The organism is Emticicia sp. BO119 (assembly GCF_013912375.1).
Lineage (GTDB): Bacteria > Bacteroidota > Bacteroidia > Cytophagales > Spirosomataceae > Emticicia.
On the sequence record NZ_JACETV010000002.1, the window covers coordinates 658,279 to 679,971 of the forward strand.

The window sequence follows — 21,693 nt, forward strand, 5'->3', positions numbered from 1 at the left end:
CAGTCAGAAAATTAGGTTATACTACTTACATATAATATGATTCGTAATTTTTATAAATCACTTTTAGCTCTTGCTGTTGTTGTTACAATTTCTTTCAGCAACGCATTTGCACAAGATTCTACAGCCACCGCAGCACCTGCTGGGGGGGGCGACGCAGCCAAAGGAGAGCAATTATTTAAAGGAAACTGTGCTCAATGTCATGCTGCTACTAACGAACAAATAGTAGGACCGGGCTTAGCTGGCATCGAAGATCGCAGAGATTTTGCCTGGCTTAAAAAATGGATCAACAATCCGATGGGTGTGATAGCAAGTGGCGACAAATATGCTAACGAGCTTTTCAACAAATTCAACAAAACCCAGATGACTGCTTTCCCGAATTTCACAGACGATGATGTGAAAGCGATTCTGGCTTATGTAAAAACTGCTTCGGCTCCTGCTCCAACTGCTGGTCCTGCCGTTGCTGGAGCAACTACTGCTACAGCAGGTGATACCGGAAGCGGCAAATTTGTCAATGTTATTTTAATTGCACTATTGGTAATTATGGGTCTGGTTTTAGTAGCCTTACTTGGTGTGTTGCAATTATTAAACAAACTGACAGGTAAAGCAGAGGGAGAAGCACCAGGTGCTTCATTTGGCGAGAAGTTCCAGTCGGGTATTAAAGATATTGTAGCCAACAGAACAGTCCGTATTGCTATTACCTGGGTATTTATACTTTTAGCAACCAAAGCTACTTTCGATGGTCTTTACGGCATAGGTGTTCATCAGGGATACGCTCCGAAACAACCAATTTCTTTCTCTCATAAGCTGCACGCAGGTGAAATGAAAATCAACTGTGCTTATTGTCACACAGGTGTATATAAAGGAAAACAATCAGGTATTCCTTCTGCCAATATCTGTATGAACTGCCACAACACTATCAAGCGTGAATCCCCGGAAATTCAGAAAATTTATACAGCAATCAATGATAATAAGCCTATTGAGTGGGTTCGTGTTCATAACCTTCCTGATTTAGCTTACTTCAACCATGCGCAACATACAAACGTAGGTGGGTTAGATTGTAAAAATTGCCACGGTGATATTGACAAAATGGAAGTAGTAGAGCAACGTTCTACCCTAACAATGGGCTGGTGTATCGATTGCCACCGCAAAACTGAGGTGAACGGCAAAGATAATGCTTACTACGACAAATTAATGGAAGCACACAGTGCTGTAAGCAAAGGAACAATGAAGGTTGAAGATATAGGCGGATTAGAGTGTGCGAGATGCCACTATTAATCTTGATACAGATTTTAGTTTCAGAATAAATTAATCAAAATAGATTTTAAGTCCCTTTAACAAGGATTTATCATATAAATACTTAAATCAGCAGTTATGCTCATGGAGAATACTAATAAAAGGTATTGGAAAGGGGTTGAAGAATTAAAAAACGATATTGAGTTCGTTAAAAACGCCAATCGTGAATTTAATTTAGACGATATTGACACAGTCGAACCTACGCACCGCCGTGATTTCTTAAAAGTGTTAGGTTTTGGAATTGCAGCCGTTTCTTTGGCCGCTTGCGACGCACCTGTTCGCAAGGCTATTCCTTATCTTAACAAACCTGAAGACGTAGAACCCGGTATTCCTAACTGGTATGCCTCAACTTACGCCGAAGGTGGCGATTACTCAAGCATCTTGGTAAAAACCCGCGAGGGGCGTCCTGTCAAAATCGAAGGAAACAAGATGTCGAGCCTTACTAAAGGTGGAGTAGGCGCAAGAGTACATGCCTCAGTTTTAAGTCTTTATGACAACGAAAAACTAAAAGGTCCTAAAAAAGGTGGTAGCGATATTTCATGGGCAGATCTTGACAAAGAAGTTGGAGCAGGCTTAGCAAAAGGGGGTAATATCCGTATCGTTTCAAATACTATTCTTTCTCCTACATTCAAGAAAGTTATTGCTGATTTTACTACAAAATACCCTTCTGCTAAACACGTTACTTATGATGCTAATTCTGTTTCAGGATTGATTCAGGCTAATGCCGAATCATTCGGACAGGCAGTTGTGCCAAGCTACGATTTCAGCAAAGCTAAAGTAATGGTAGGCATTAATGCTGATTTCTTAGGTACATGGATTTCGCCGGATATATATGCAGCTCAATGGGCTGATACCCGTCGTTTAAGCAGTGCCAAAACAGGTGGTAAAAATGAAATGTCTCGTCATTACCAGTTCGAAACAGGTATGACTATCACAGGTGCTTCTTCTGACTATCGCTCAATGATTAAGCCTTCTCAGGAAGGAGCAGTAGTAGTAGCCCTGTATAATAAGGTAGCAGCCGTTTTAGGTGGTACACCAATTTCAGGCTCAGCTATTGAAATACCGAACCTTGATAAATGTGCAAAAGAACTGGCAGCAGCCAAAGGTGCGGCTTTAGTGGTATCAGGTTCAAATAATCCGGCTATTCAGACAGTGGTAAATGCCTTGAATAGCTTATTGGGAAGCTACGGAACAACTATTGATTTAGGAAATCCGGTAAACTTCCGTCAGGGAAATGATACTGAAATGAACGCTTTCATTAATGAAGTAAAAGGCGGACAGGTAAGTTCAGTAATCTTCCTTTCAAATCCGGTTTATGATCATCTCAGAGGTGCTGAATTAGGTGAAGCTTTAGGCAAAGTGAGTACTTCAGTATCTTTTGCTGCTAAGGCTGATGAAACAGCCTCTAAATGTAAATATATTGCTCCTGCGCCTCATTATTTAGAGTCGTGGGGTGATGCAGAGCCTAAGAAAGGGTTCTACTCATTAATGCAACCTACAATTTCCCTTATCTACAATACTCGTCAGGCAGAATCAAGTCTGTTAACCTGGGCAGGTGGTTCTGGAGATTATCATTCGTATTTGAAGTCTAACTGGACAAAAAGTATTTTAGCCGGCGGCAAATCATGGGTACAAGCCTTGCATGATGGCGTGTATGAGCCAGGTGCAAGTGTTGCAGCTTCAGGTGCTTCTTTTGGCGGTAATCTTGTCGGAGCGGCTACTGCTATTGCAGGTATCAAAGGGTCAGGTATTGAACTTTCAGCATTTGAAAATATCTCTATCGGAACAGGTAATCAGGCTAATAATCCTTGGTTACAGGAAATGCCCGATCCAATCTCTAAAGTAACCTGGGAAAATACAATTGCTATTTCGCAAAAAACAGCAAAAGAAGCAGGTATCGACCAAGGTGACTGGGCGAATCTGACAGTAGGCGGTAAAACTATTGAATTACCTGTATTGATTCAACCAGGACAGGCTCACAATACTGTTTCAGTAGCTATCGGATACGGACGCACCGCCGCAGGTAAAGCCGGAAACGTGGGGGCAAATGTACTCCCATTAGTAGCAAATGGTCAATGGGCAAGTGATGTCAAATTAGAAAAAACAAAGAGTGGTTATACATTAGCTCAAACACAAACGCATAATACTGTAATGGGTCGTGAGGCAGTCATTCAGGAGTCGGTGTTGAGCGAATACGTGAAGAATGTAAAAGCAGGTCGTTTTGAACCGCAATTACAAACTTCTGAAGGTATGAAAAAACCTGGACAGATTACCCTCTGGAACGGCCATGAAAAGAAAAACCATAGCTGGGGAATGGTAATTGACCTAAACCTTTGTCATGGTTGTGGTTCATGTTTGGTAAGTTGTCAGGCAGAAAATAACGTTCCTGTTGTAGGTAAAGCTGAGGTAGCACGTGCAAGAGAAATGCACTGGATTCGCCTTGATCGCTATTATAGTTCTGATGCTGAGCACGAAGAAGGCTATAGCCCGGCAGGTTTCAGAGCGATGGAGATTGCTTCTGAGAATCCTGATGTAGTATTCCAGCCAATGATGTGCCAGCACTGTTCAAATGCGCCTTGCGAAACAGTTTGTCCGGTATTGGCAACTACACACAGTTCAGAAGGTCTTAACCAGATGACTTATAACCGTTGTATTGGTACTCGTTATTGTGCCAACAACTGTCCATATAAAGTACGCCGTTTCAACTGGTTCAAATACTTTGAAAACGATAATTTCGATTACCACATGAACAACGACTTAGGTCGTATGGTCTTGAATCCAGACGTAACAGTTCGTTCAAGAGGGGTAATTGAAAAGTGTTCAATGTGCGTGCAACGTATTCAGTCTGGTAAATTAGTTGCCAAGAAAGAAAAACGCCGTCCGGTTGACGGAGAAATCCAGACAGCTTGTTCTCAGTCTTGTCCTACCAACGCCATCGTATTCGGTGATATGTTAGACCCTGAATCACAAATCTCTAAGATTCTTGAGGTAGAAAGTGAAGGAAGGGCATTCCATGTATTGGAAGAAATCAACGTTAAACCACAATTAAGTTACTTAACCAAGATACGTAACAAAGAAGGTGTAGCTAAAACAGAGGCTCATGCAGAACCTGCACATGGAGAGCATTCATAATTTGACTGAAGAAGTCGCATTTAATTAAGATAATAGCATATTCAATAAACAAAAAAAACTATGCACGTAGTTTCACCTATAAGAGAGAAGCTGGTATTGAATGGTAAGTCTTACCATGATATAACAGAAGATATTTGCAAACAGGTTGAGGGCAAGCCTACCAAAGAATGGAAAATAGTATTTGCTATCTCGGTGCTGGTATTATTATATGGTACTGCATGGGTATGCTGGACTTGGTGGGAAGGTCTTGGCGTATGGGGATTGAACAAGACGGTAGGTTGGGCATGGGACATCACCAACTTTGTGTGGTGGGTAGGTATTGGTCACGCCGGTACACTTATCTCTGCTGTATTGCTACTTTTCCGTCAGAAATGGAGAACATCAATCAACCGTGCGGCTGAAGCGATGACGATCTTCGCCGTAATTTGTGCAGCCTCATTCATTGTTATGCACATGGGGCGCCCTTGGTTAGCATATTTTGCCTTACCACTACCAAATACTTTTGGTTCTTTGTGGGTAAACTTTAACTCACCACTGGTTTGGGACGTGTTCGCTATCTCGACATATTTCTCGGTATCGTGTTTGTTCTGGTATATTGGTATGATTCCTGATCTTGCTACTATCCGTGACCGTGCAACAGGTATCCGTAAAAAAGTATATGGTGCATTAGCTATAGGTTGGACAGGCGGCGCAAAATCATGGGCAAGATATGAAGATGTTTCCTTGATTTTAGCCGGGCTTTCTACACCTCTTGTACTTTCTGTACATACTATCGTATCATTCGACTTCGCCACTTCGGTTATTCCGGGCTGGCATACCACAATCTTCCCTCCATATTTCGTGGCAGGTGCAATTTTCTCAGGTTTCGCAATGGTACAAAACCTGATGCTTGTAACGCGTGTAGTATATAAATTAGAAGATTATGTGACTTTAGATCACATCTCCTTAATGAATAAAATCATAACCCTGACAGGGTCAGTTGTAGGTATTGCATATATTACAGAGTTCTTTATTGCAGCTTATTCTGGTGTGGAGTATGAAAAATATGCTTTCATCAACCGCGCTACAGGGCCACTTTGGTGGTCTTATGCAGCCATGATGACCTGTAACGTGCTTTCTCCGCAGTTGTTCTGGTTTGAGAAAATACGCCGGAACATCGTTGTATCATTTGTAATGGCAGTTGTGGTAAACATCGGTATGTGGTTTGAGCGTTTTGTAATCATCGTAACTTCGCTTCACAGAGACTATCTTCCATCAAGCTGGACTTATTTTACTCCTCGTTTGGGAGATATTTCAGACTATATTTTCTCATTTGGTTTCTTCTTTACAGCATTTTTCTTATTTGCCAAGTTCTTACCGGTTATCAACATGGCAGAGGTGAAATCTGTATTGAAATCATCATCAGAGAAATATCCTGAAAAAGTAAAGAAAAAAGCATAATCATTAGAATTAAGAAACCATTTCAGACAATGGCAGATAACAAATATTTAGTTGGTGTTTTTGACGACGAGGATGAAGTATTACACGCAGTCGGAGAAGTAAGACACAGTGGTGTTAAAATCCATGAAGTATATACTCCTTTTGCGATTCACGGTCTTGACCGTGCTTTAGGGTACGATCGCCCAAGAATGGGTATTGCAGCCTTCTTGTTTGGTATAACCGGAACTTGCTGTGCCTTATTGTTAACATTCTGGACAATGGGTATCGATTGGCCTATCAACGTTGGTGGAAAAAACTTCTTTCCCTGGCCAACTAACGTGCCTATCTTATTTGAATTAACGGTTCTTTTGGCCTCGTTTGGTATGTCGTTCACTTTCTTCGTGATGGAAGGAATGGGACCAACCGCTAAACCAATCATTTTTGATGTAAGAAGCACAGACGATAAATTTATTATGGCGATTGATTTATCAAAAAACAAATTATCAGAAGGAGAAATTACTGATATTTTGAAAGATTCAGGAGCTTCAGAAGTAAATGTGAAAGAAGTTTAGTTAAAGAAAACAAGGAATAGACCAGAAAAGGCTATTCATACCAATTTACATATAGAACATTGATGAGTATCAGACCAACTGGCTCATACAATAATACATTAATTTGTTTTCAAATGAAATTTTCAGTCCGAAATATCACGCTTGCGGTAGCAGTAGCAACTTTCTCAGCAGTTGTTTTGTCATCATGCCATGATAACAATAGTACAGGTTGGGAGTTTGCTCCTAATATGTACAACTCTCGTGCTTACGAACCATTGACTCAATGGCGTGAAAATACCATTAATCCTGACGGAAAGAATATGCGTCAGCCTGTACCTGGCACTATTGCCCGTACAAATTACCATACTTCATTTTTACAGGATGATAGCACGGTAATCAACGACCTGATGGTGTATAATCTGCCGGCAGATAGCATTGCGGTAGCAGAAGCAACTTTAAAAAATCCTATACCTTGGTCCGATGCTGCTGAAACAGAAGGTCAGGCCTTATACGAAAGAAACTGTGCACACTGCCATGGTGAGAAAGGTGCTGGGGATGGCCCGGTTGGAAAAGTTTATAAAGGTGTACCTAACTATGCCAGCGAAGCTTATAAAAACATGAATGATGGCCACATCTTCCATGTAATTACTTATGGTAAAGGCCGTATGTGGCCACATGCTTCTCAGGTGAACCCTGAGGAACGCTGGAAAATAGTACATTATGTACACAGATTACAATTAGGAAATTAATAACGCACCCCCATCCCTAAAGGGGCGTGTTAGGAAATATTATAATGATTACTTCGCTTTAGGGGCGGGGTTCAAATTTCAAGAATAATGGCTCATAATACTCACGAAATTCCTTCAACAGAAGAAAGATTTGAGTTTTCATCCGAATCGAAAAGCAAATTATTAATTGCTGCAGCCTTAGGTGTTGTTTTGGTTGCAATCGGAGCATTTCTTTTAAATAAAGGCTGGTCAATTGGTGTTTGGGAATCGCACGGTGCAGGACACGGTGCTGCAGCCGGACACGAAGGCGGTCATGCAGCAGCAGCTGCTCATGGTGGTGGCGAGCATCATGGAGCAACTTTGATTAATCGCATCATTGCCAATCTTTGGATGAACAGCGTATATTTTCTTGGAATTTCGGTTGTCGGCATGTTCTTCATTGCCTATAACTATGTAGCAAAGGCTGGTTGGCCTGTTACGATGAAACGTGTTGCTGAGGCTTTCCCGTCGTTTATCTGGGTACCCGGTGCTATCCTGATTATTTTATATCTTGTTCCTGCCACTCGCCACATGATTTTTCACTGGACACATGAGGGTATTATGGAAAAAGGAAGTGAGAACTACGATAAAATCATAGCTACCAAATCATGGTACTTGAATATGCCATTCTTTACTATTCGTCTATTAGCTTATGTAGGCGTGTGGTATTATTTGTGGACATTAGTACGCAAATATTCGATTGCAGAAGAGCAGGAAGGCGGATTAGACTATTATTACAAAAGTCGTAATGTCTCTAAAATATTCTTATTATTCTTCGCAGTTACCTCTTCAACTTCGGCTTGGGACTTGTCAATGTCAATTGATACGCACTGGTTCTCAACTATGTTTGGCTGGTATCACTTAGCGAGCTGGCACGTAGCAGGTTTAGCAGCTATTATGTTTGCAGTTTTAATATTAAAAGATAAAGGGTATTTGAAAGCCGTTAATTCGAGCCATTTGCATGATTTAGGCAAATTAATTTTCGGATTCTCAATTTTCTGGACATACGTTTGGTTTTCTCAATATCTATTGATTTTCTATGCTAATTTACCTGAAGAAACGATCTATTTCCGCGAACGTTTCACGGGTCATGATGGACGTTACTGGTGGCCGTTTCATATCAATTTCGTGTTGAATTTCTTCTTCCCGATTCTGATTCTAATGGCAAGAGATTCAAAAAGAAGACCAACATTATTAAAATTAGGTTGTGCCTCTATATTGGTGGGTCACTGGTTTGATTTCTACCAAATGCACATGCCGGGTATTGCTAAAGACCAGGGAGGTATTGGTATCATTGAATGGGGAACAACCCTGACATTTGCTTCATTGTTTATCTACTTTGTAGCAACTCAATTGTCGAAAGCAAATCTTTATCCGAAAAAACATCCGTTCTTAGAAGAAAGTTTGCACCACGATATCTAATAGGCTATTAGATAATTTTAAAAAGTTTTAATTTTAAAGCATACAAGGATTAAGCACTTATAACTTGTAAAATTTTAGTAACATGACCTTATTAATTGTTATTTTAGCTGTTGTGTTTTTGATTTTAACCATTGTGGTTATATCTAAAACCCAAACTCTATTGAAAGGTGTAAAGGAAAGAGAAAAATCGGAATCTGAAATAGAGGAGACGATTACTGATGGAGCGAATAATGCAAATGCTATTGGCTTATTTGTATTCTGGATTGTAAGTGTAATCGGAATAGTTTGGTCATTTAACTATGCTAAGAAAGATTTCTTAATAGCTTATGGCGATATTCCTTCAGCTTCATCAGTTCATGGAAAAGAAACTGATTTCTGGTTCTGGTTCGGAATAGCTGTAATTACAGTAGCTTTCTTTATAGTTAATTCTGTTTTATTCTATTTCCCAATAAAATATCGCTATAAAAAAGGTAGAAAAGCTTATTTCTACCCGCACAACAATACTCTTGAAATCGTTTGGACGCTGATTCCGGCAATTGTAATGGCAGGTTTAGTTTTTACAGGTTTACAGGCCTGGAACAGAATCATGTCAGATGCACCTCAAGATGCGGAAGTGATAGAAGTAATGGGAAAACAATTCGGTTGGCAAGTACGCTATGGTGGTGTTGATAACGAAAAATTAGGTAATTACAGTTATAAGTTAATCAATGATGCTGAAGGTAATGAGTTTGGTATTGATTTTACAGATGAAAACTCATTCGACGATTTTACAAGCAATACTGAAATGCACATTCCAAAAGGCAAACCTGTATTATTGAAAATCAGAGCAAGAGATGTATTGCATAGTGTGTTTATTCCTCATATGCGTGTAAAGATGGATGCAGTGCCGGGTATGCCAACTAAATTCTGGTTTGTTGCTGATAAGAGTACAGCTGATATGCGCGCTGAATATGGTAACCCTGATTTCAACTATGAAATTGCCTGTACAGAGGTTTGCGGACGCAGCCACTTTGCAATGAAACTGAAATTAATTGTCGATGAACCTGCTGAGTATGAAAAGTGGAAGAAAGAACAAAAATCATTGCTTGCCACTAAACCTGAATTTATGGAAAAAATTCCGGCTAATCTGAAAGGGAAGGCGATGAAATATATTATGCCTGATGCGCCTGCAACTACAGAAAGTACAACAGCAACTACTGGTGGAGCGGCAACTTCAGCCTCTTTAAGATAATTATTAACAACAGAAAATTCTTAAAAATAGTAATATTATGGCAGCAGTAGCACACGCAGACGTACATGCCAACGAACATGACCACGCTCACGAGCACCATGAGCTAAGTTTTATCAGAAAGTACATTTTTTCTGAAGACCATAAAGTAATTGCTAAACAATACCTGATTTCTGGTATCGTATGGGCTTTGATCGGAGGGTTCCTGTCGTTAGTGTTTCGTCTACAATTAGGTTTTCCAGGAATTGATTTAGGTTGGTTAAAACCAATTCTTGGAGAAAGATGGTTTGATGAGGCAGGTAAGCTTGACCCTAACTATTACATTGCCTTAGTAACAATGCACGGAACCATCATGGTATTCTTTGTATTGACAGCAGGTTTAAGTGGTACTTTCTCAAATTTCCTTATTCCACTTCAGGTAGGTGCAAGAGACATGGCATCAGGATTTATCAATATGTTATCTTATTGGTTCTTCTTCTTGTCAAGTGTTATCATGTTTGCTTCTTTGTTTGTACATGATGGCCCTGCTGGTGGTGGTTGGGTAGTATATCCGCCATTAAGTGCTTTGCCAGACGCTGCACCAGGTTCAGGAACAGGTATGACCATGTGGTTAGTGAGTATGGCTATCTTTATTGTATCCAGTTTATTAGGTAGTGTCAATTACGTAACTACCGTAATCAACCTGCGTACAAGAGGTATGACTTTTGATAAAATGCCTTTGACAATCTGGGCGTTTACTTTCACGGCTATTTTAGGTATTTTATCATTCCCTGTATTATTCTCTGCGGCTCTGTTATTGATTTTCGACCGTAGTTTCGGAACAAGTTTCTATCTTTCAGATATTTATATAAACGGACAAGCCTTACCAAATCAGGGAGGTAGCCCGATTCTGTTCCAGCACTTATTCTGGTTCTTAGGTCACCCTGAGGTGTATATCGTAATCCTTCCTGCTTTAGGTATGACATCTGAGATCATTGCTACTAATTCAAGAAAACCAATCTTTGGTTATAGAGCCATGATCTTCTCAATGTTAGGTATCATGTTCTTGGCCTTCATCGTATGGGCTCACCACATGTTCATGACAGGTATGAACCCATTCTTAGGTTCAGTTTTCATGCTCTTGACATTGATTATCGCAGTACCTTCAGCAGTAAAAGCCTTTAACTATATCACAACTATGTGGAGAGGTAATATTGTGTTTACTCCTGCTATGTTGTTCTCAATTGGTCTGGTATCGTTTTTCGTATCAGGGGGTGTAACAGGTATCATCCTGGGTAATAGTGCGCTGGATATTCAATTGCATGATACCTATTTTGTGGTTGCTCACTTCCACCTGGTAATGGGTTCTGCTGCCTTCTTCGGTATGGTGGCAGGTGTGTACCACTGGTTCCCTAAAATGTTTGGTAGAATGATGAATGCCACCTTAGGATATATTCACTTCTGGGTTACTATTGCAGGAGTATATGTAGTATTCTTCCCTCAACATTACTTAGGTATTGCTGGTTTCCCAAGAAGATACTATTCTTATACAGGATTTGACTTCACAAATAAATATCAGGATTTAGCCGAATTAAGTACTATTGCAGCTATTGTTGTATTTGCAGCAAATATCATTTTCTTGTTCAACTTCTTCTATTCAATGTTCTGGGGTAAAAAAGCAACAGCAAACCCTTGGCGTTCGAATACATTGGAGTGGACAACGCCTATCAATCCTGGTCATGGAAACTGGGAAGGTGAAATTCCAGCAGTATATCGTTGGCCTTACGATTATAGCAAGCCAGGTGCTGCCGAAGATTTCATTCCTCAGAACATTCCATTCTCTGCTACACCAGAATCTAATCTGGAAGATGAGAATGACCAAATCAAAGAAGAAAGAGAAATTGAAGGAATACAGTTCAATCACAGTATTCCTGATTGATAAACCAGGATTTTAGCTAAGTAGCTTTACAACTAAAGCTACTTAGCATATAAATCAACAAAATAATGGTAGTTTTTAGAAAACTGGGTGTCTGGACAATAGGAGCGGTATATGTGTTGATACTGGTAGGGGGAATTGTTCGGGCAACAGGTTCTGGTATGGGATGCCCAGATTGGCCAAAATGTTTTGGCAGTTGGGTTCCACCTACTGATATTTCTCAGTTACCAATCAATTATAAAGAAATTTTCGGAGCAAAACTCAAAGGAGAAGTAGAGTTTAATGCCATCAAAACCTGGACAGAATATATTAATCGTTTAGTAGGTGTTTTAATAGGCTTCTTTGTTTTTGCAACATTTATAACTTCAATACGTTCTTTCTGGAATAAAGACAGAACTATTGTCTGGCTAAGTTTCCTTGCATTTATACTGGTTGGTTTTGAAGGCTGGTTGGGATCAAAGGTAGTATCCAGTGAGTTACACCCGGTAATGATTACACTTCATATGCTGTTGTCGGTCATTATTGTATTCATTTTACTATATGCCGTAGCAAGGTCATATACCAGAGTGATTGAAGTGGAAGATATAAAAGAATCAAGTTCTATCAGTTTTCTGCTTACAGCCTTGATATTAGTTACGCTCGGACAAGTATTATTAGGTACCCAGGTAAGAGAAATGGTCGACCACGTAGCTAATATGTTAGGAGAGCAGGCAAGGGCAGAATGGGCTATTAACTTAGGTGGTAAATTTGAAATGCACCGCTGGTTTTCTTTTATAGTTTTAGGTTTACACATTTTGTTTCTATACAGAATACTGAAGAGTAACAGCCAGAAAGGTCTTATCTATCAGTTTTCAATAGGTTTGATTATTTTGATAGCTATTGAAATGGTAACAGGCTTGATTTTAGGGTATTTAGGACTTCCGGCTTATGCGCAACCCATTCATTTGACAATAGCTATTCTGATGTTAGGTGTTCAGTTTATCTTGTATCTGTTACTGAATAAAGAAAGAGTTTTCAGAGGCGTTCCGGAATTTACATTAAAGTAATGAATCAATCAGTCAGTCAAAATATAATTAGTGTAAAGCTTAAAGCTTTATACGACATTACAAAATTCAGGTTGTCAGCAACCGTAGTTTTTTCAGGGGCGTTTGGGTTTATTTTAGGGGCTGATAAATTAGATTGGTCAAAATTAGTTCTTTTCTGTATTGCGGCATTTTCAACAACAGCGGCTGCCAATATTATCAATCAGATTATTGAAAAAGACCTGGATATATTGATGAAACGCACCCGGGATCGTCCACTGCCAAGTGGCAGACTGACGGTAATAGAAGCAGCGGTTTTTGGTTGGGGATTAGCGGTAGTTGCTATGTATATTCTGTTTTATGAGTTCAATTTCAGAGCAGGTTTAGTAGCTTTGCTATCAATGGTTCTATATGGCTTTGTTTATACCCCATTAAAAAGAGTAGGACCGATTGCAGTAGCAGTAGGAGCATTGCCCGGGGCTTTTCCTCCGATGATTGGCTGGATTGCAGCCACTAATCATTTCGGTTTAGAGCCCGGTATCTTGTTTGCTATTCAGTTTTTCTGGCAGTTCCCGCATTTCTGGGCTATTGCCTGGGTTTTAGATGAAGATTATAGTAAGGCGGGTTTCAAATTGCTACCCTCAAGTGGTGGACAAAACCTGAACTCTGCTATTCAGATAATGATTTATACCTTGTTCTTATTACCCCTGTGTTGGGTACCCTATTATATGGGTATGACAGGTATCAATTCGGCTATAGTAGCGATGATTTTTGGTGTACTTTTCTTAGCACAGACTTTCCATCTGATGAGAAAAGTAGATAGAAAAGCTGCATTGCAATTAATGTTCGGGTCGTTTATTTATCTTCCGGTAGTGCAGATTGCCTATCTGTTAGATAAAATACCAGCCCATTAGATTCAGGTTAAAAAAATGAGAGAAAAAGAGTTAAAAATGCCAATAAATAAGTTTACCGAAGAACCTAAACAAGTGCTATCGGTTAACAAATGGAAGTTTATGGTGTGGCTCTTCATCATTACCATCATTATGCTCTTTGCTTCACAAACAAGCGCATATCTGGTAAGAAGAGCAGAAGGAAACTGGGTAGAATTTGATATTCCGCAGATATTCTGGTTTAGTACTTTAGTATTGCTGATAAGCAGTGTTTCGATGCACTTTTCGTTACAGGCTGCCAGGAAGAATAACCAGTCAATGTTAAAAGGGGCAGTTGCCATTACATTTATTTTCGGAATAGCATTCTTATTCATGCAATATTTGGGTTGGCAGAACCTGCAACAACAGGGGGTATTTTTAAAAGGTAATCCGTCAGGTTCGTTCTTTTATATATTTACGGGTCTGCACATGGCACACCTCTTACTCGGGTTGGGTATTCTGGTAGCTACTTTCATTATGGCTTTCAGAATGAAAATCGATTCAAAGAATACTTTGCTGGTTGAGGTATGCGCAACAGCATGGCATTTCCTCGATTTACTTTGGGTATATTTGTTTGTATTTTTATTGTATTTTAGATAAACTTTTTACAATTTCAAGATTTAAACAGGTGGATTTAGAGCCTGTTTGGAATTCAGAAACTATCAGCTATGGCAAGTGCAAATAACTCAACGACCGCTGAACATTTGATGTGGAAGGGTGGAATCCAACCGATGAAAGTTGGATACGGAAAATTAATGATGTGGATTTTCCTTCTATCTGATACCTTTACTTTTTCAGCTTTACTGGTTTCTTATGGTTTGGTGCGTTTTAGTTTCCCAACCTTCGACGGATTAAGAAAAAACTTTGAATTTTCCAACGCTTGGTGGCCTATTCCAGAGCGTGTATTTGAAGCTGTTCCGTTTTTGCACGGCATAAAAGCTCCGCTGGTATTCGTAGGTATAATGACCTTTATTCTCATCATGAGCTCTGTAACCATGGTTTTGGCTGTAGAAGCCGGACACCGTAGGGACAAAGCCGATGTAGAAAAATATATGCTCTGGACTATTCTTGGAGGTATTGCTTTCTTAAGCTCACAAGCTTGGGAGTGGGGACACTTCATTCATGGTTCGGCAGATGGTCTTACTTTGGCAAATGGTACTAAGCTTTTTGGAGCTAACCTCGTACATAATGAATACGGCCCACCTGCCTTTGCCGATTTCTTCTTCTTCATTACTGGTTTCCACGGAACCCACGTATTGTCAGGAGTAGTATTAAACGTCTTGATTTTCTATAATGCCGCTAATGGGGTCTATGAGAAAAGAGGACATTATGAAATGGTAGAAAAAGTAGGCTTATACTGGCACTTTGTAGATTTAGTTTGGGTGTTCGTATTTACCTTCTTCTACCTTGTGTAGTCTTAAGATCAGATAAGATTTCCCGATCATCAGATTGGATTAACCTTAAAAATATTGAATTAAAAATGGCTCAACATACAGAACACCACGGTCACGAAGAGAAACTTCCGGCACAAACCAAAGAAATCTGGAGAACGTTCTGGATACTTTTAATCATCACTTCATTTGAGTTTGTAATTGCGTTTACTATAGATGCAGATCATTATAAATGGACAAAAATCGGAATCTTCGTGATTCTGACTATCGTTAAGGCATATTATATTGTGGGTATATTTATGCACTTGAAACATGAAGTGAAATCATTAATATGGACCATCATATTGCCTTGTGTATTTGTTGTATGGTTAGTAGTAGCTTTGATTATTGAGGGTGGATATATTGGATTTGAACGTTTCTTTTTTGGAAAATGAGTAAAAATTTTAAAAAGGCCGGAATACTAATAGCAATATTAGTAATTCCGGCTTTTATATTTATATTTCTGAAGCTCTTCGGAAATAATTATTACAAGCTCCCGTATTTCATGCCTGAGATAGACGAACACGGACAGGTATTAATGAAAGGAACAGACACCGTATTTCATAAAATTCCGGATTTTGTGTTAACTGACCAGAACGGAAACCAGTTTTCTTCTCAACAAACCAAAGGTAAAATCTACGTAGCCGATTTCTTCTTTACCCGCTGCGGAACTATCTGCCCCAAATTGAGTTCTTCTATGATACGTGTGCAGGATTTATTTGCAGATAGCCCTGACGTATTGATGGTTTCTCATTCGGTTGACCCTAATCATGATACACCCGAAGTGCTGAAAGCTTATGCTAAGAAATATGATGCCAAAGAAGGAAAGTGGTATTTTCTGACAGGTACCAAGAAATCGGTCTATGATTTAGCCATTAAAGGTTATAAGCTACCCGTTGCTGATGCCTCAGAATATGATAAAAGTATTAAGAATATAGATGAGATGTTTATTCATTCCGAGAAACTGATGCTGATTGATAAAGAAGGGTATATAAGAGGTATTTATGACGGCACTTTTAATGCCGATGTAGAAAGACTGATTGCGGAAATAAAAGTATTGCAGGAGATTTATAAAGACCAAAATAATCCTCGTTAGAGGGCAAATATATGGAAGCACGATTAGAAGAAAGAAAATCCATGTTATGGATAAATGTACTATCGGTAGTGATACCTGTAGTAGTTGCATTAATGTTAGGTATCCGTCAGAAGTTTGATTTGGGAGCCTGGACAAAAATTTTACCGCATGCTATCGGAATCATTAATTCTTTGACCGCTGTTTTATTATTATATGGTTTCTATCTCATTAAACAAAGGAAGATAGAGCAACACAAAAACGCCATGACGGGGGCCTTTATCCTCGGAGGTTTGTTTCTCGTTTGTTATGTGGCCTACCATATTTCAAATGCGAGTACCAAATTTGGTGGAGAGGGTTTTATGCGCTATCTTTATTTTTTCGTATTAATTAGTCATATAGGGCTATCGTTTGTCGTTTTACCATTAGTATTAAGAACATATTATTTTTCTTGGACTAACCAAATCTCTCGACATAGAAAAATAGCAAAGATTGCCTTTCCAATCTGGTTATATGTGTCAATTACAGGCGTAATTGCTTATTTAATGATAAGACCCTATTATGTTTAAGACAATGAAGACGTTCAGAATAGTATTAACAACAACTGTTTTTTTATTAATTAGTTGTACTTTCTCGATGGCGCAATGTGCCATGTGTAGAGCCTCTGTAGGCAGCAACCTTAGCGAAGGGCGTGGCGTAATTGGTACAGGGATTAACGATGGTATTTTGTATTTATTGGTAATTACCTACCTTTCAATTCCTACATTGCTGTTTATCTGGTATCGGAGTGCAAAAAAGGAATTGAATTTAAAACTGAAATTGAATAGATAAGAGTTTTTATAATCTATTAAAATTCTTATTTTATTAAAGAAAAGAATCTGCCGGGTATATCGGTAGATTCTTTTTTTGTTTCAATATCATGGGTTTTCTTTTTCTTTAGTATCTTGCATTGTCTTGTCTATACAAGCTTTTACAATCTATCAACCTTAATAATACATTTAACCATGAGTAATAAACCTCATAGAATCGCCATGTTAGGCACCGGGCTTATTGGCTGGTTTTATACAAAGTCGCTACACGAACATCGTCGCCCTGATCGCGTACAAGTCGTTTATTCAAGAAGCGAAGAGCGTGGAAAAGCATTTGCAGAAGAATGGAGCATTCCAAAATACACTACAAGTATGGAAGAAGCCATTAAAGACAAAAGCGTGAATGTTGTGATAGTTGGTTTGCCAAATGATCTGCACCTCGAGGCCATTAAACTATGTTGTAAATACAAGAAAAGTGTATTGTGTACCAAACCACTGGCACGTACAGGAGCAGAAGCCAAGAAGATATTGGAAATGGTAGAGAAAGCAGGGATATTTCACGGCTACCTTGAAGACTTAGCTTATACCCCTAAAACGCTACATGCTTTACAGTCGGTTAAAAACGGAGTAATTGGCCGCGTAACCTGGGCAAGGTCGAGAGAAGCGCACCCAGGCCCACACTCAAGCTGGTTCTGGGATTTAAAAAAAGCCGGAGGTGGTGCAATCGTTGACTTGGGTTGCCACTGTATAGAAATTGCACGTAACTATATTGGTAAAGATATTCAACCGTTAGAAGTAATGTGTTGGGCAGCTACGCAGGTAAAACCGATTGAAGCAGAAGATAATGCCATTGCTTTAGTGAAGTATGCTAACGGAGCCGTAGCTCAATTTGAAGTAAGCTGGTCGTTCAGAGGAGGGATGGATTTGAGAGATGAAGTGGCCGGAACCGAAGGGGTGATCAGAACCGACCATTTTATGCGTACAGGTTTTGAGATGTTCACAGCAGCACAGGAAGCGAGCTATGTGGCCGAAAAAGCAGAAAGTGCTTCGGGATGGTTGTTTCCGGTAGGTGATGAAGTAAACTCTTTAGGCTATACCCATATGTTTACAGATATGTTTGATAGCCTGGATAAAGGTACTGAACCGATGGAAAACTTTTATGACGGCTATATTGTAAACGCAGTAATAGACGCCTGTTACAAATCGGCTAAAACCAAGAAATGGGAACCCGTAATTATTAAAGACTGGAGGGGCAGAACCGATGTAACCGAGCCTTCGCCATTTGTAGATTATGATGCAGACCACTGGCATATCAAAGATGAGTTTTTACCGGATGGTCGCAAAAAAGTGATTCTGAAAGAGAAAGCAACTGGAAATATCATTCAGCGAGTATTGTAAAACGAAACGGGGGTGTCTAAAAAGTCCAGAGTCGCAAAATATTATTTGGCTAATCTCAACCCGCGCGGCGTCCGCCCACACCCTAAATCCCTCTCCCCAACTGTGGGGAGAGGGACTTTTTAGCCCTTCCCCATTGTTGGGGAAGGGTTGGGATGGGGTCTTTTCCAAATATTATTTGGCGTAAAAACCTTTTTAGACACTCCCGTTTTATTGAACCCTTGTCCAGGCTTCCCAGTCGCTATCAGCTTCTAAATTATGTTCAACGTCGTCAGGCAGTTTTGCAAAAAAATCCAAACCAGTTACCCGTTCTACTTCATCTACCGAAACCACATAACTATTCATTCTTTTACCAAATAATGCTTCATTCGGCAATAAAAATGCAATCGCCCGAGCATTTTTAGGATTCTTGGGGTTGTAGTACAACACAATTTTAAAGAAAGACTTAGGTACGGCTACCTTATTATATCGCCCGATAGTTTTCATCCCTTTGGTTAAAACCGGACCCGTTACTACATAGAGTTCTTCATCCCGAACAGCCCAACCTCTGATACGACTTTCAATGTTTTCCCAGATACCCCTGTTAAAATCAGGCACTTGCGGGCATATATTACTCATAAAAAAGGTCTCGTTCATTAAGTCCTGGCAGCATTTAAAATCTCCGGCAGGTACCATATGCCCACGGTCATAGCCAGAATTACTATAATCAGTCGATAAGGCAGAATTACCTTCTACTTTTTTATCAGGTATAAACTGATTATCTCCTCTGCTGGCTTTCCCTTTGGTAAATCCACCTCTTAGTTTATGAACCACCCAGGCAGGTACTTCATACTTTTCTTCATAGCGAAGCGTATAGTTTTTGTGTTTGACAATCTCATCGCTTTTATTGATGGCAGGTAATGCAAACCCCGGAATTTCATAATCGCCTGACACATTTTCATCTTGCTCATCTTTTCCTAATACTGTTTCTTTAAGTTTATCAAAAAGAGAACCCTCTTCTTCCTTAGTATTGTTTTCAGTTTTTTTCTTATTGGTAGCATTAGCCTCTGTATCGTTGCCATCTTTTGTAGCTGTGGCTTCATTATCAGGTTCTGGTGCTTTATAAGGATTAGGATTGTCTTTGGTCTTAAAAACATTCGACACACTTTCCCATAGTTTGCTGATAGGACCAGGCCTGTCTTTGTAGTAAAGAAAATAGCCAACAGCAAAAAAGATCAGAATTAAAATAATACGATTGGATTTCATCTAAAAGTTAGGTGTTAAATACGACTGCAATTTTACAACAAAACGAAGAAGTATGCCATTTCTGCGTAGCTTTTCTTGAAAAGATTTATAAAGACAAGTTTAAGATTTTAAAAAGAAAGTGTAAAAAATACACTTAAATTCTACAAAATACTCTAAGTGGTTTTCTTTAAAAGCCCTTTCAATTCCTGTCAATAGCTATTACATTTGCGCATTCAAACAAAATGTACAATGAAAAGAAAAATCCTAAAAAATCTCATTTTCTGTGGATTACTCGCTAATACGGTGTCTGCACAGCAAGTGATTCCACTGAATAACATGGATGCTTTCAGAACCACACAAGGCCAATGGAGCATTGTCGGTGCGGTGGAAGCAGATTTTACAAAACCCAACGACCTTCACAAAAAAGACGCTTCCGTGAGCACAGGAATTTTATTGTGTGAACACCCTCCTGGAAAATACGGCATAGAAATGGACTTGCTCACCAAAATGGAACATGGAGATTTAGACCTTGACCTTGATTTCATGATGGCTAAAGGCTCAAACTCAGGTATCTATCTGCAAGGCCGTTATGAAATTCAGTTGTTCGATAGCTGGGGTACAAAATTGCCGAAATACAGTGATGTCGGGGGGATATATGAACGTTGGGATGATTCAAAACCGGAAGGTTCAAAAGGCTATCAGGGAATTGCCCCTCGTCTGAATGTAGCTAAAGCACCGGGCCTATGGCAAAATATTAAAATCTCTTTCCAGGCACCAAGATTTGATGCCAGCGGCAAGAAAACAACCAATGCACGCATTCTTTCTATTTATCTGAATGGGGTATTGATTCATGAAAATGTGGAGCTGACCGGACAAACCAGAGGGGCCTGGATAGATAATGAAGTAGCTATGGGGCCACTCCGTTTTCAGGGAGATCATGGTAATGTAGCTTTTCGTAATATCAGATATAAAAGCTATAATCAGCAAACACTGTCATTCAAAGACCTGAAATACGGCGTTTATAAAGGCAATTTCAGGACGATAGGAGATATTGAAAAAATAAAACCGGAATACAGCGGAAATCTGAATGCCTTGAACTGGGCTGTAACAAACGCCGAAAACGAATTTGCGGTAAAATATGCAGGTAAAATTGTAGTACCGGAAGCCGGCACATATACTTTCACAACTACTCATGGCGGTAATACTGAAGTAAAAATCAACGGTCAGCAAGCCTTTAAAAATGGCTGGATGATGTCAGACCCTGAAGGTAGAAAAGTAACACTAAATTTACCTGCCGGAGAAGTACCGTTTGAGTTATACTACTGGAAAGCCGATGGCTGGTTACAACCATCCTTGGGCTTGTATGCCGAATCGTCAACTGTTCGTAAACACCCATTGCATACGGCCAATTCTACAATGGTAAATAACCCTTCTTCTCCGATTTTATTAGGTACTGCCGCAGAACCAGTTTTATTGCGCTCGTTTATGGATATTAAAGAAGGTGATAAGAACAAACGAATAGTACATGCCATTTCGGTAGGAAACAAAGAAAATGTACACTTCACTTATAACCTGGATAACGGCTCATTATTCCAGGTCTGGAAAGGGAATTTCTTGAATACAACACCAATGTGGCAGGATAGAGGAGATGGTAGCTCAAGACCAATGGGAAGTTTAACAGTATTGGGCGATGCTCCATTAGTAGCAGTTTTAGAGGCACAAGATAAACCTTGGGGAGGAGTAGATGCAACTTTCCGTACACGTGGCTATGAATTAGATGAGAATGGCCAGCCCACTTTCAAATATGATATTTATGGAACCAGAGTTTCAGATAAAATCATTCCGGTTGAAGATGGGAAAATCCTGAAACGAGATGTTGCTGTAAACGGAACGGTAAATAATTTATATGCCAGATTAGCTACTGCTGATAATATCAGTAAAAATGCTGACGGTACATTTAACATAGGTGACGGCAGTTATCTGATCAAGGTAAATAGTGGTAATGCCACTATCAGAACTATAGGTGGTAAGCAGGAAGTAATAGCACCATTGAACGAGAAAATCAGCTATTCGATTATTTGGTAA

The 21,693-nt window shown here is 39.5% G+C and carries 19 protein-coding genes; 18 read left to right on the forward strand and 1 reads right to left on the reverse strand.

What is annotated here, in order from left to right; genetic code table 11:
- The first annotated feature begins 36 nt into the window (after nt 1-36).
- The 17 genes from H1R81_RS09665 (at nt 37) to H1R81_RS09745 (ending at nt 18,387) form a co-directional block, all read left to right on the forward strand.
- Nucleotides 37-1,275 carry a c-type cytochrome gene (locus H1R81_RS09665; RefSeq protein ID WP_181840502.1) on the forward strand — a complete coding sequence of 413 codons (1,239 nt, stop codon included), beginning with the start codon at nt 37-39 and terminating at the stop codon, nt 1,273-1,275.
- Between the two features lie 102 nt (nt 1,276-1,377).
- Complete coding sequence (locus H1R81_RS09670; RefSeq protein ID WP_181840503.1) at nt 1,378-4,425, forward strand: TAT-variant-translocated molybdopterin oxidoreductase; 3,048 nt, start codon at nt 1,378-1,380, stop codon at nt 4,423-4,425.
- Nucleotides 4,426-4,485: 60 nt separating this feature from the next.
- A complete protein-coding gene (gene nrfD / locus H1R81_RS09675; protein ID WP_181840504.1) occupies nt 4,486-5,865 on the forward strand; it encodes an NrfD/PsrC family molybdoenzyme membrane anchor subunit in 1,380 nt (459 codons plus the stop codon).
- Nucleotides 5,866-5,894: 29 nt separating this feature from the next.
- Entirely contained in the window at nt 5,895-6,416 is a 522-nt protein-coding gene (locus H1R81_RS09680) for a DUF3341 domain-containing protein (protein ID WP_181840505.1), read from the forward strand.
- Nucleotides 6,417-6,529: 113 nt separating this feature from the next.
- A complete protein-coding gene (locus tag H1R81_RS09685; RefSeq protein WP_181840506.1) occupies nt 6,530-7,144 on the forward strand; it encodes a cytochrome c in 615 nt (204 codons plus the stop codon).
- An 87-nt stretch (nt 7,145-7,231) separates the two neighbouring features.
- A complete protein-coding gene (locus H1R81_RS09690; protein WP_181840507.1) occupies nt 7,232-8,584 on the forward strand; it encodes a quinol:cytochrome C oxidoreductase in 1,353 nt (450 codons plus the stop codon).
- Between the two features lie 82 nt (nt 8,585-8,666).
- The gene (locus H1R81_RS09695; protein ID WP_181840508.1) at nt 8,667-9,815 is read left to right on the forward strand and encodes a cytochrome c oxidase subunit II; all 1,149 of its coding nucleotides are present in this window, start codon (nt 8,667-8,669) and stop codon (nt 9,813-9,815) included.
- Between the two features lie 37 nt (nt 9,816-9,852).
- Nucleotides 9,853-11,730, forward strand: a complete 1,878-nt coding sequence (locus tag H1R81_RS09700) for a cbb3-type cytochrome c oxidase subunit I (protein WP_181840509.1) — start codon at nt 9,853-9,855, stop codon at nt 11,728-11,730.
- Between the two features lie 65 nt (nt 11,731-11,795).
- Nucleotides 11,796-12,773 (forward strand): heme A synthase, encoded by a 978-nt coding sequence (locus tag H1R81_RS09705; protein WP_181840510.1) that lies wholly within the window; start codon nt 11,796-11,798, stop codon nt 12,771-12,773.
- A complete protein-coding gene (gene cyoE / locus H1R81_RS09710; RefSeq protein WP_181840511.1) occupies nt 12,773-13,663 on the forward strand; it encodes a heme o synthase in 891 nt (296 codons plus the stop codon). The genes H1R81_RS09705 and cyoE overlap by 1 nt, the downstream gene beginning before the upstream one ends.
- 15 nt (nt 13,664-13,678) lie before the next feature.
- The gene (locus H1R81_RS09715) at nt 13,679-14,278 is read left to right on the forward strand and encodes a cytochrome c oxidase subunit 3 (RefSeq protein WP_181840512.1); all 600 of its coding nucleotides are present in this window, start codon (nt 13,679-13,681) and stop codon (nt 14,276-14,278) included.
- Nucleotides 14,279-14,346: 68 nt separating this feature from the next.
- Complete coding sequence (locus tag H1R81_RS09720; RefSeq protein WP_181840513.1) at nt 14,347-15,093, forward strand: cytochrome c oxidase subunit 3; 747 nt, start codon at nt 14,347-14,349, stop codon at nt 15,091-15,093.
- Nucleotides 15,094-15,158: 65 nt separating this feature from the next.
- A complete protein-coding gene (locus H1R81_RS09725) occupies nt 15,159-15,503 on the forward strand; it encodes a cytochrome C oxidase subunit IV family protein (RefSeq protein WP_181840514.1) in 345 nt (114 codons plus the stop codon).
- Complete coding sequence (locus tag H1R81_RS09730; RefSeq protein ID WP_181840515.1) at nt 15,500-16,204, forward strand: SCO family protein; 705 nt, start codon at nt 15,500-15,502, stop codon at nt 16,202-16,204. Before H1R81_RS09725 ends, H1R81_RS09730 begins: the two co-directional genes overlap by 4 nt.
- 11 nt (nt 16,205-16,215) lie before the next feature.
- Nucleotides 16,216-16,749 (forward strand): DUF420 domain-containing protein, encoded by a 534-nt coding sequence (locus H1R81_RS09735; RefSeq protein WP_181840516.1) that lies wholly within the window; start codon nt 16,216-16,218, stop codon nt 16,747-16,749.
- Nucleotides 16,750-16,753: 4 nt separating this feature from the next.
- Nucleotides 16,754-17,011: a hypothetical protein gene (locus tag H1R81_RS09740; protein ID WP_181840517.1), complete on the forward strand. Its 258-nt coding sequence runs from the start codon at nt 16,754-16,756 to the stop codon at nt 17,009-17,011.
- 173 nt (nt 17,012-17,184) lie between these two features.
- Nucleotides 17,185-18,387: a Gfo/Idh/MocA family protein gene (locus tag H1R81_RS09745; RefSeq protein ID WP_181840518.1), complete on the forward strand. Its 1,203-nt coding sequence runs from the start codon at nt 17,185-17,187 to the stop codon at nt 18,385-18,387.
- Between the two features lie 207 nt (nt 18,388-18,594).
- On the opposite strand, the gene H1R81_RS09750 is transcribed toward H1R81_RS09745, so the two are convergent.
- Nucleotides 18,595-19,629, reverse strand: a complete 1,035-nt coding sequence (locus H1R81_RS09750; RefSeq protein WP_181840519.1) for a DNA/RNA non-specific endonuclease — start codon at nt 19,627-19,629, stop codon at nt 18,595-18,597.
- A gap of 228 nt (nt 19,630-19,857) precedes the next feature.
- On the opposite strand from H1R81_RS09750, the gene H1R81_RS09755 reads away from it, so the two are divergent.
- A complete protein-coding gene (locus H1R81_RS09755; RefSeq protein WP_181840520.1) occupies nt 19,858-21,693 on the forward strand; it encodes a family 16 glycoside hydrolase in 1,836 nt (611 codons plus the stop codon).

Coding starts and splice junctions, on each gene's coding strand:
- H1R81_RS09715 (WP_181840512.1), top strand. CDS start 13,679: ATGAGAGAAAAAGAGTTAAAAATGCCAATAAATAAGTTTACCGAAGAA.
- H1R81_RS09690 (WP_181840507.1), top strand. CDS start 7,232: ATGGCTCATAATACTCACGAAATTCCTTCAACAGAAGAAAGATTTGAG.
- H1R81_RS09735 (WP_181840516.1), top strand. CDS start 16,216: ATGGAAGCACGATTAGAAGAAAGAAAATCCATGTTATGGATAAATGTA.
- H1R81_RS09665 (WP_181840502.1), top strand. CDS start 37: ATGATTCGTAATTTTTATAAATCACTTTTAGCTCTTGCTGTTGTTGTT.
- H1R81_RS09730 (WP_181840515.1), top strand. CDS start 15,500: ATGAGTAAAAATTTTAAAAAGGCCGGAATACTAATAGCAATATTAGTA.
- H1R81_RS09720 (WP_181840513.1), top strand. CDS start 14,347: ATGGCAAGTGCAAATAACTCAACGACCGCTGAACATTTGATGTGGAAG.
- nrfD (WP_181840504.1), top strand. CDS start 4,486: ATGCACGTAGTTTCACCTATAAGAGAGAAGCTGGTATTGAATGGTAAG.
- H1R81_RS09695 (WP_181840508.1), top strand. CDS start 8,667: ATGACCTTATTAATTGTTATTTTAGCTGTTGTGTTTTTGATTTTAACC.
- H1R81_RS09745 (WP_181840518.1), top strand. CDS start 17,185: ATGAGTAATAAACCTCATAGAATCGCCATGTTAGGCACCGGGCTTATT.
- H1R81_RS09740 (WP_181840517.1), top strand. CDS start 16,754: ATGAAGACGTTCAGAATAGTATTAACAACAACTGTTTTTTTATTAATT.
- cyoE (WP_181840511.1), top strand. CDS start 12,773: ATGAATCAATCAGTCAGTCAAAATATAATTAGTGTAAAGCTTAAAGCT.
- H1R81_RS09685 (WP_181840506.1), top strand. CDS start 6,530: ATGAAATTTTCAGTCCGAAATATCACGCTTGCGGTAGCAGTAGCAACT.
- H1R81_RS09750 (WP_181840519.1), bottom strand. CDS start 19,629: ATGAAATCCAATCGTATTATTTTAATTCTGATCTTTTTTGCTGTTGGC.
- H1R81_RS09700 (WP_181840509.1), top strand. CDS start 9,853: ATGGCAGCAGTAGCACACGCAGACGTACATGCCAACGAACATGACCAC.
- H1R81_RS09680 (WP_181840505.1), top strand. CDS start 5,895: ATGGCAGATAACAAATATTTAGTTGGTGTTTTTGACGACGAGGATGAA.
- H1R81_RS09670 (WP_181840503.1), top strand. CDS start 1,378: ATGGAGAATACTAATAAAAGGTATTGGAAAGGGGTTGAAGAATTAAAA.
- H1R81_RS09725 (WP_181840514.1), top strand. CDS start 15,159: ATGGCTCAACATACAGAACACCACGGTCACGAAGAGAAACTTCCGGCA.
- H1R81_RS09705 (WP_181840510.1), top strand. CDS start 11,796: ATGGTAGTTTTTAGAAAACTGGGTGTCTGGACAATAGGAGCGGTATAT.
- H1R81_RS09755 (WP_181840520.1), top strand. CDS start 19,858: ATGAAAAGAAAAATCCTAAAAAATCTCATTTTCTGTGGATTACTCGCT.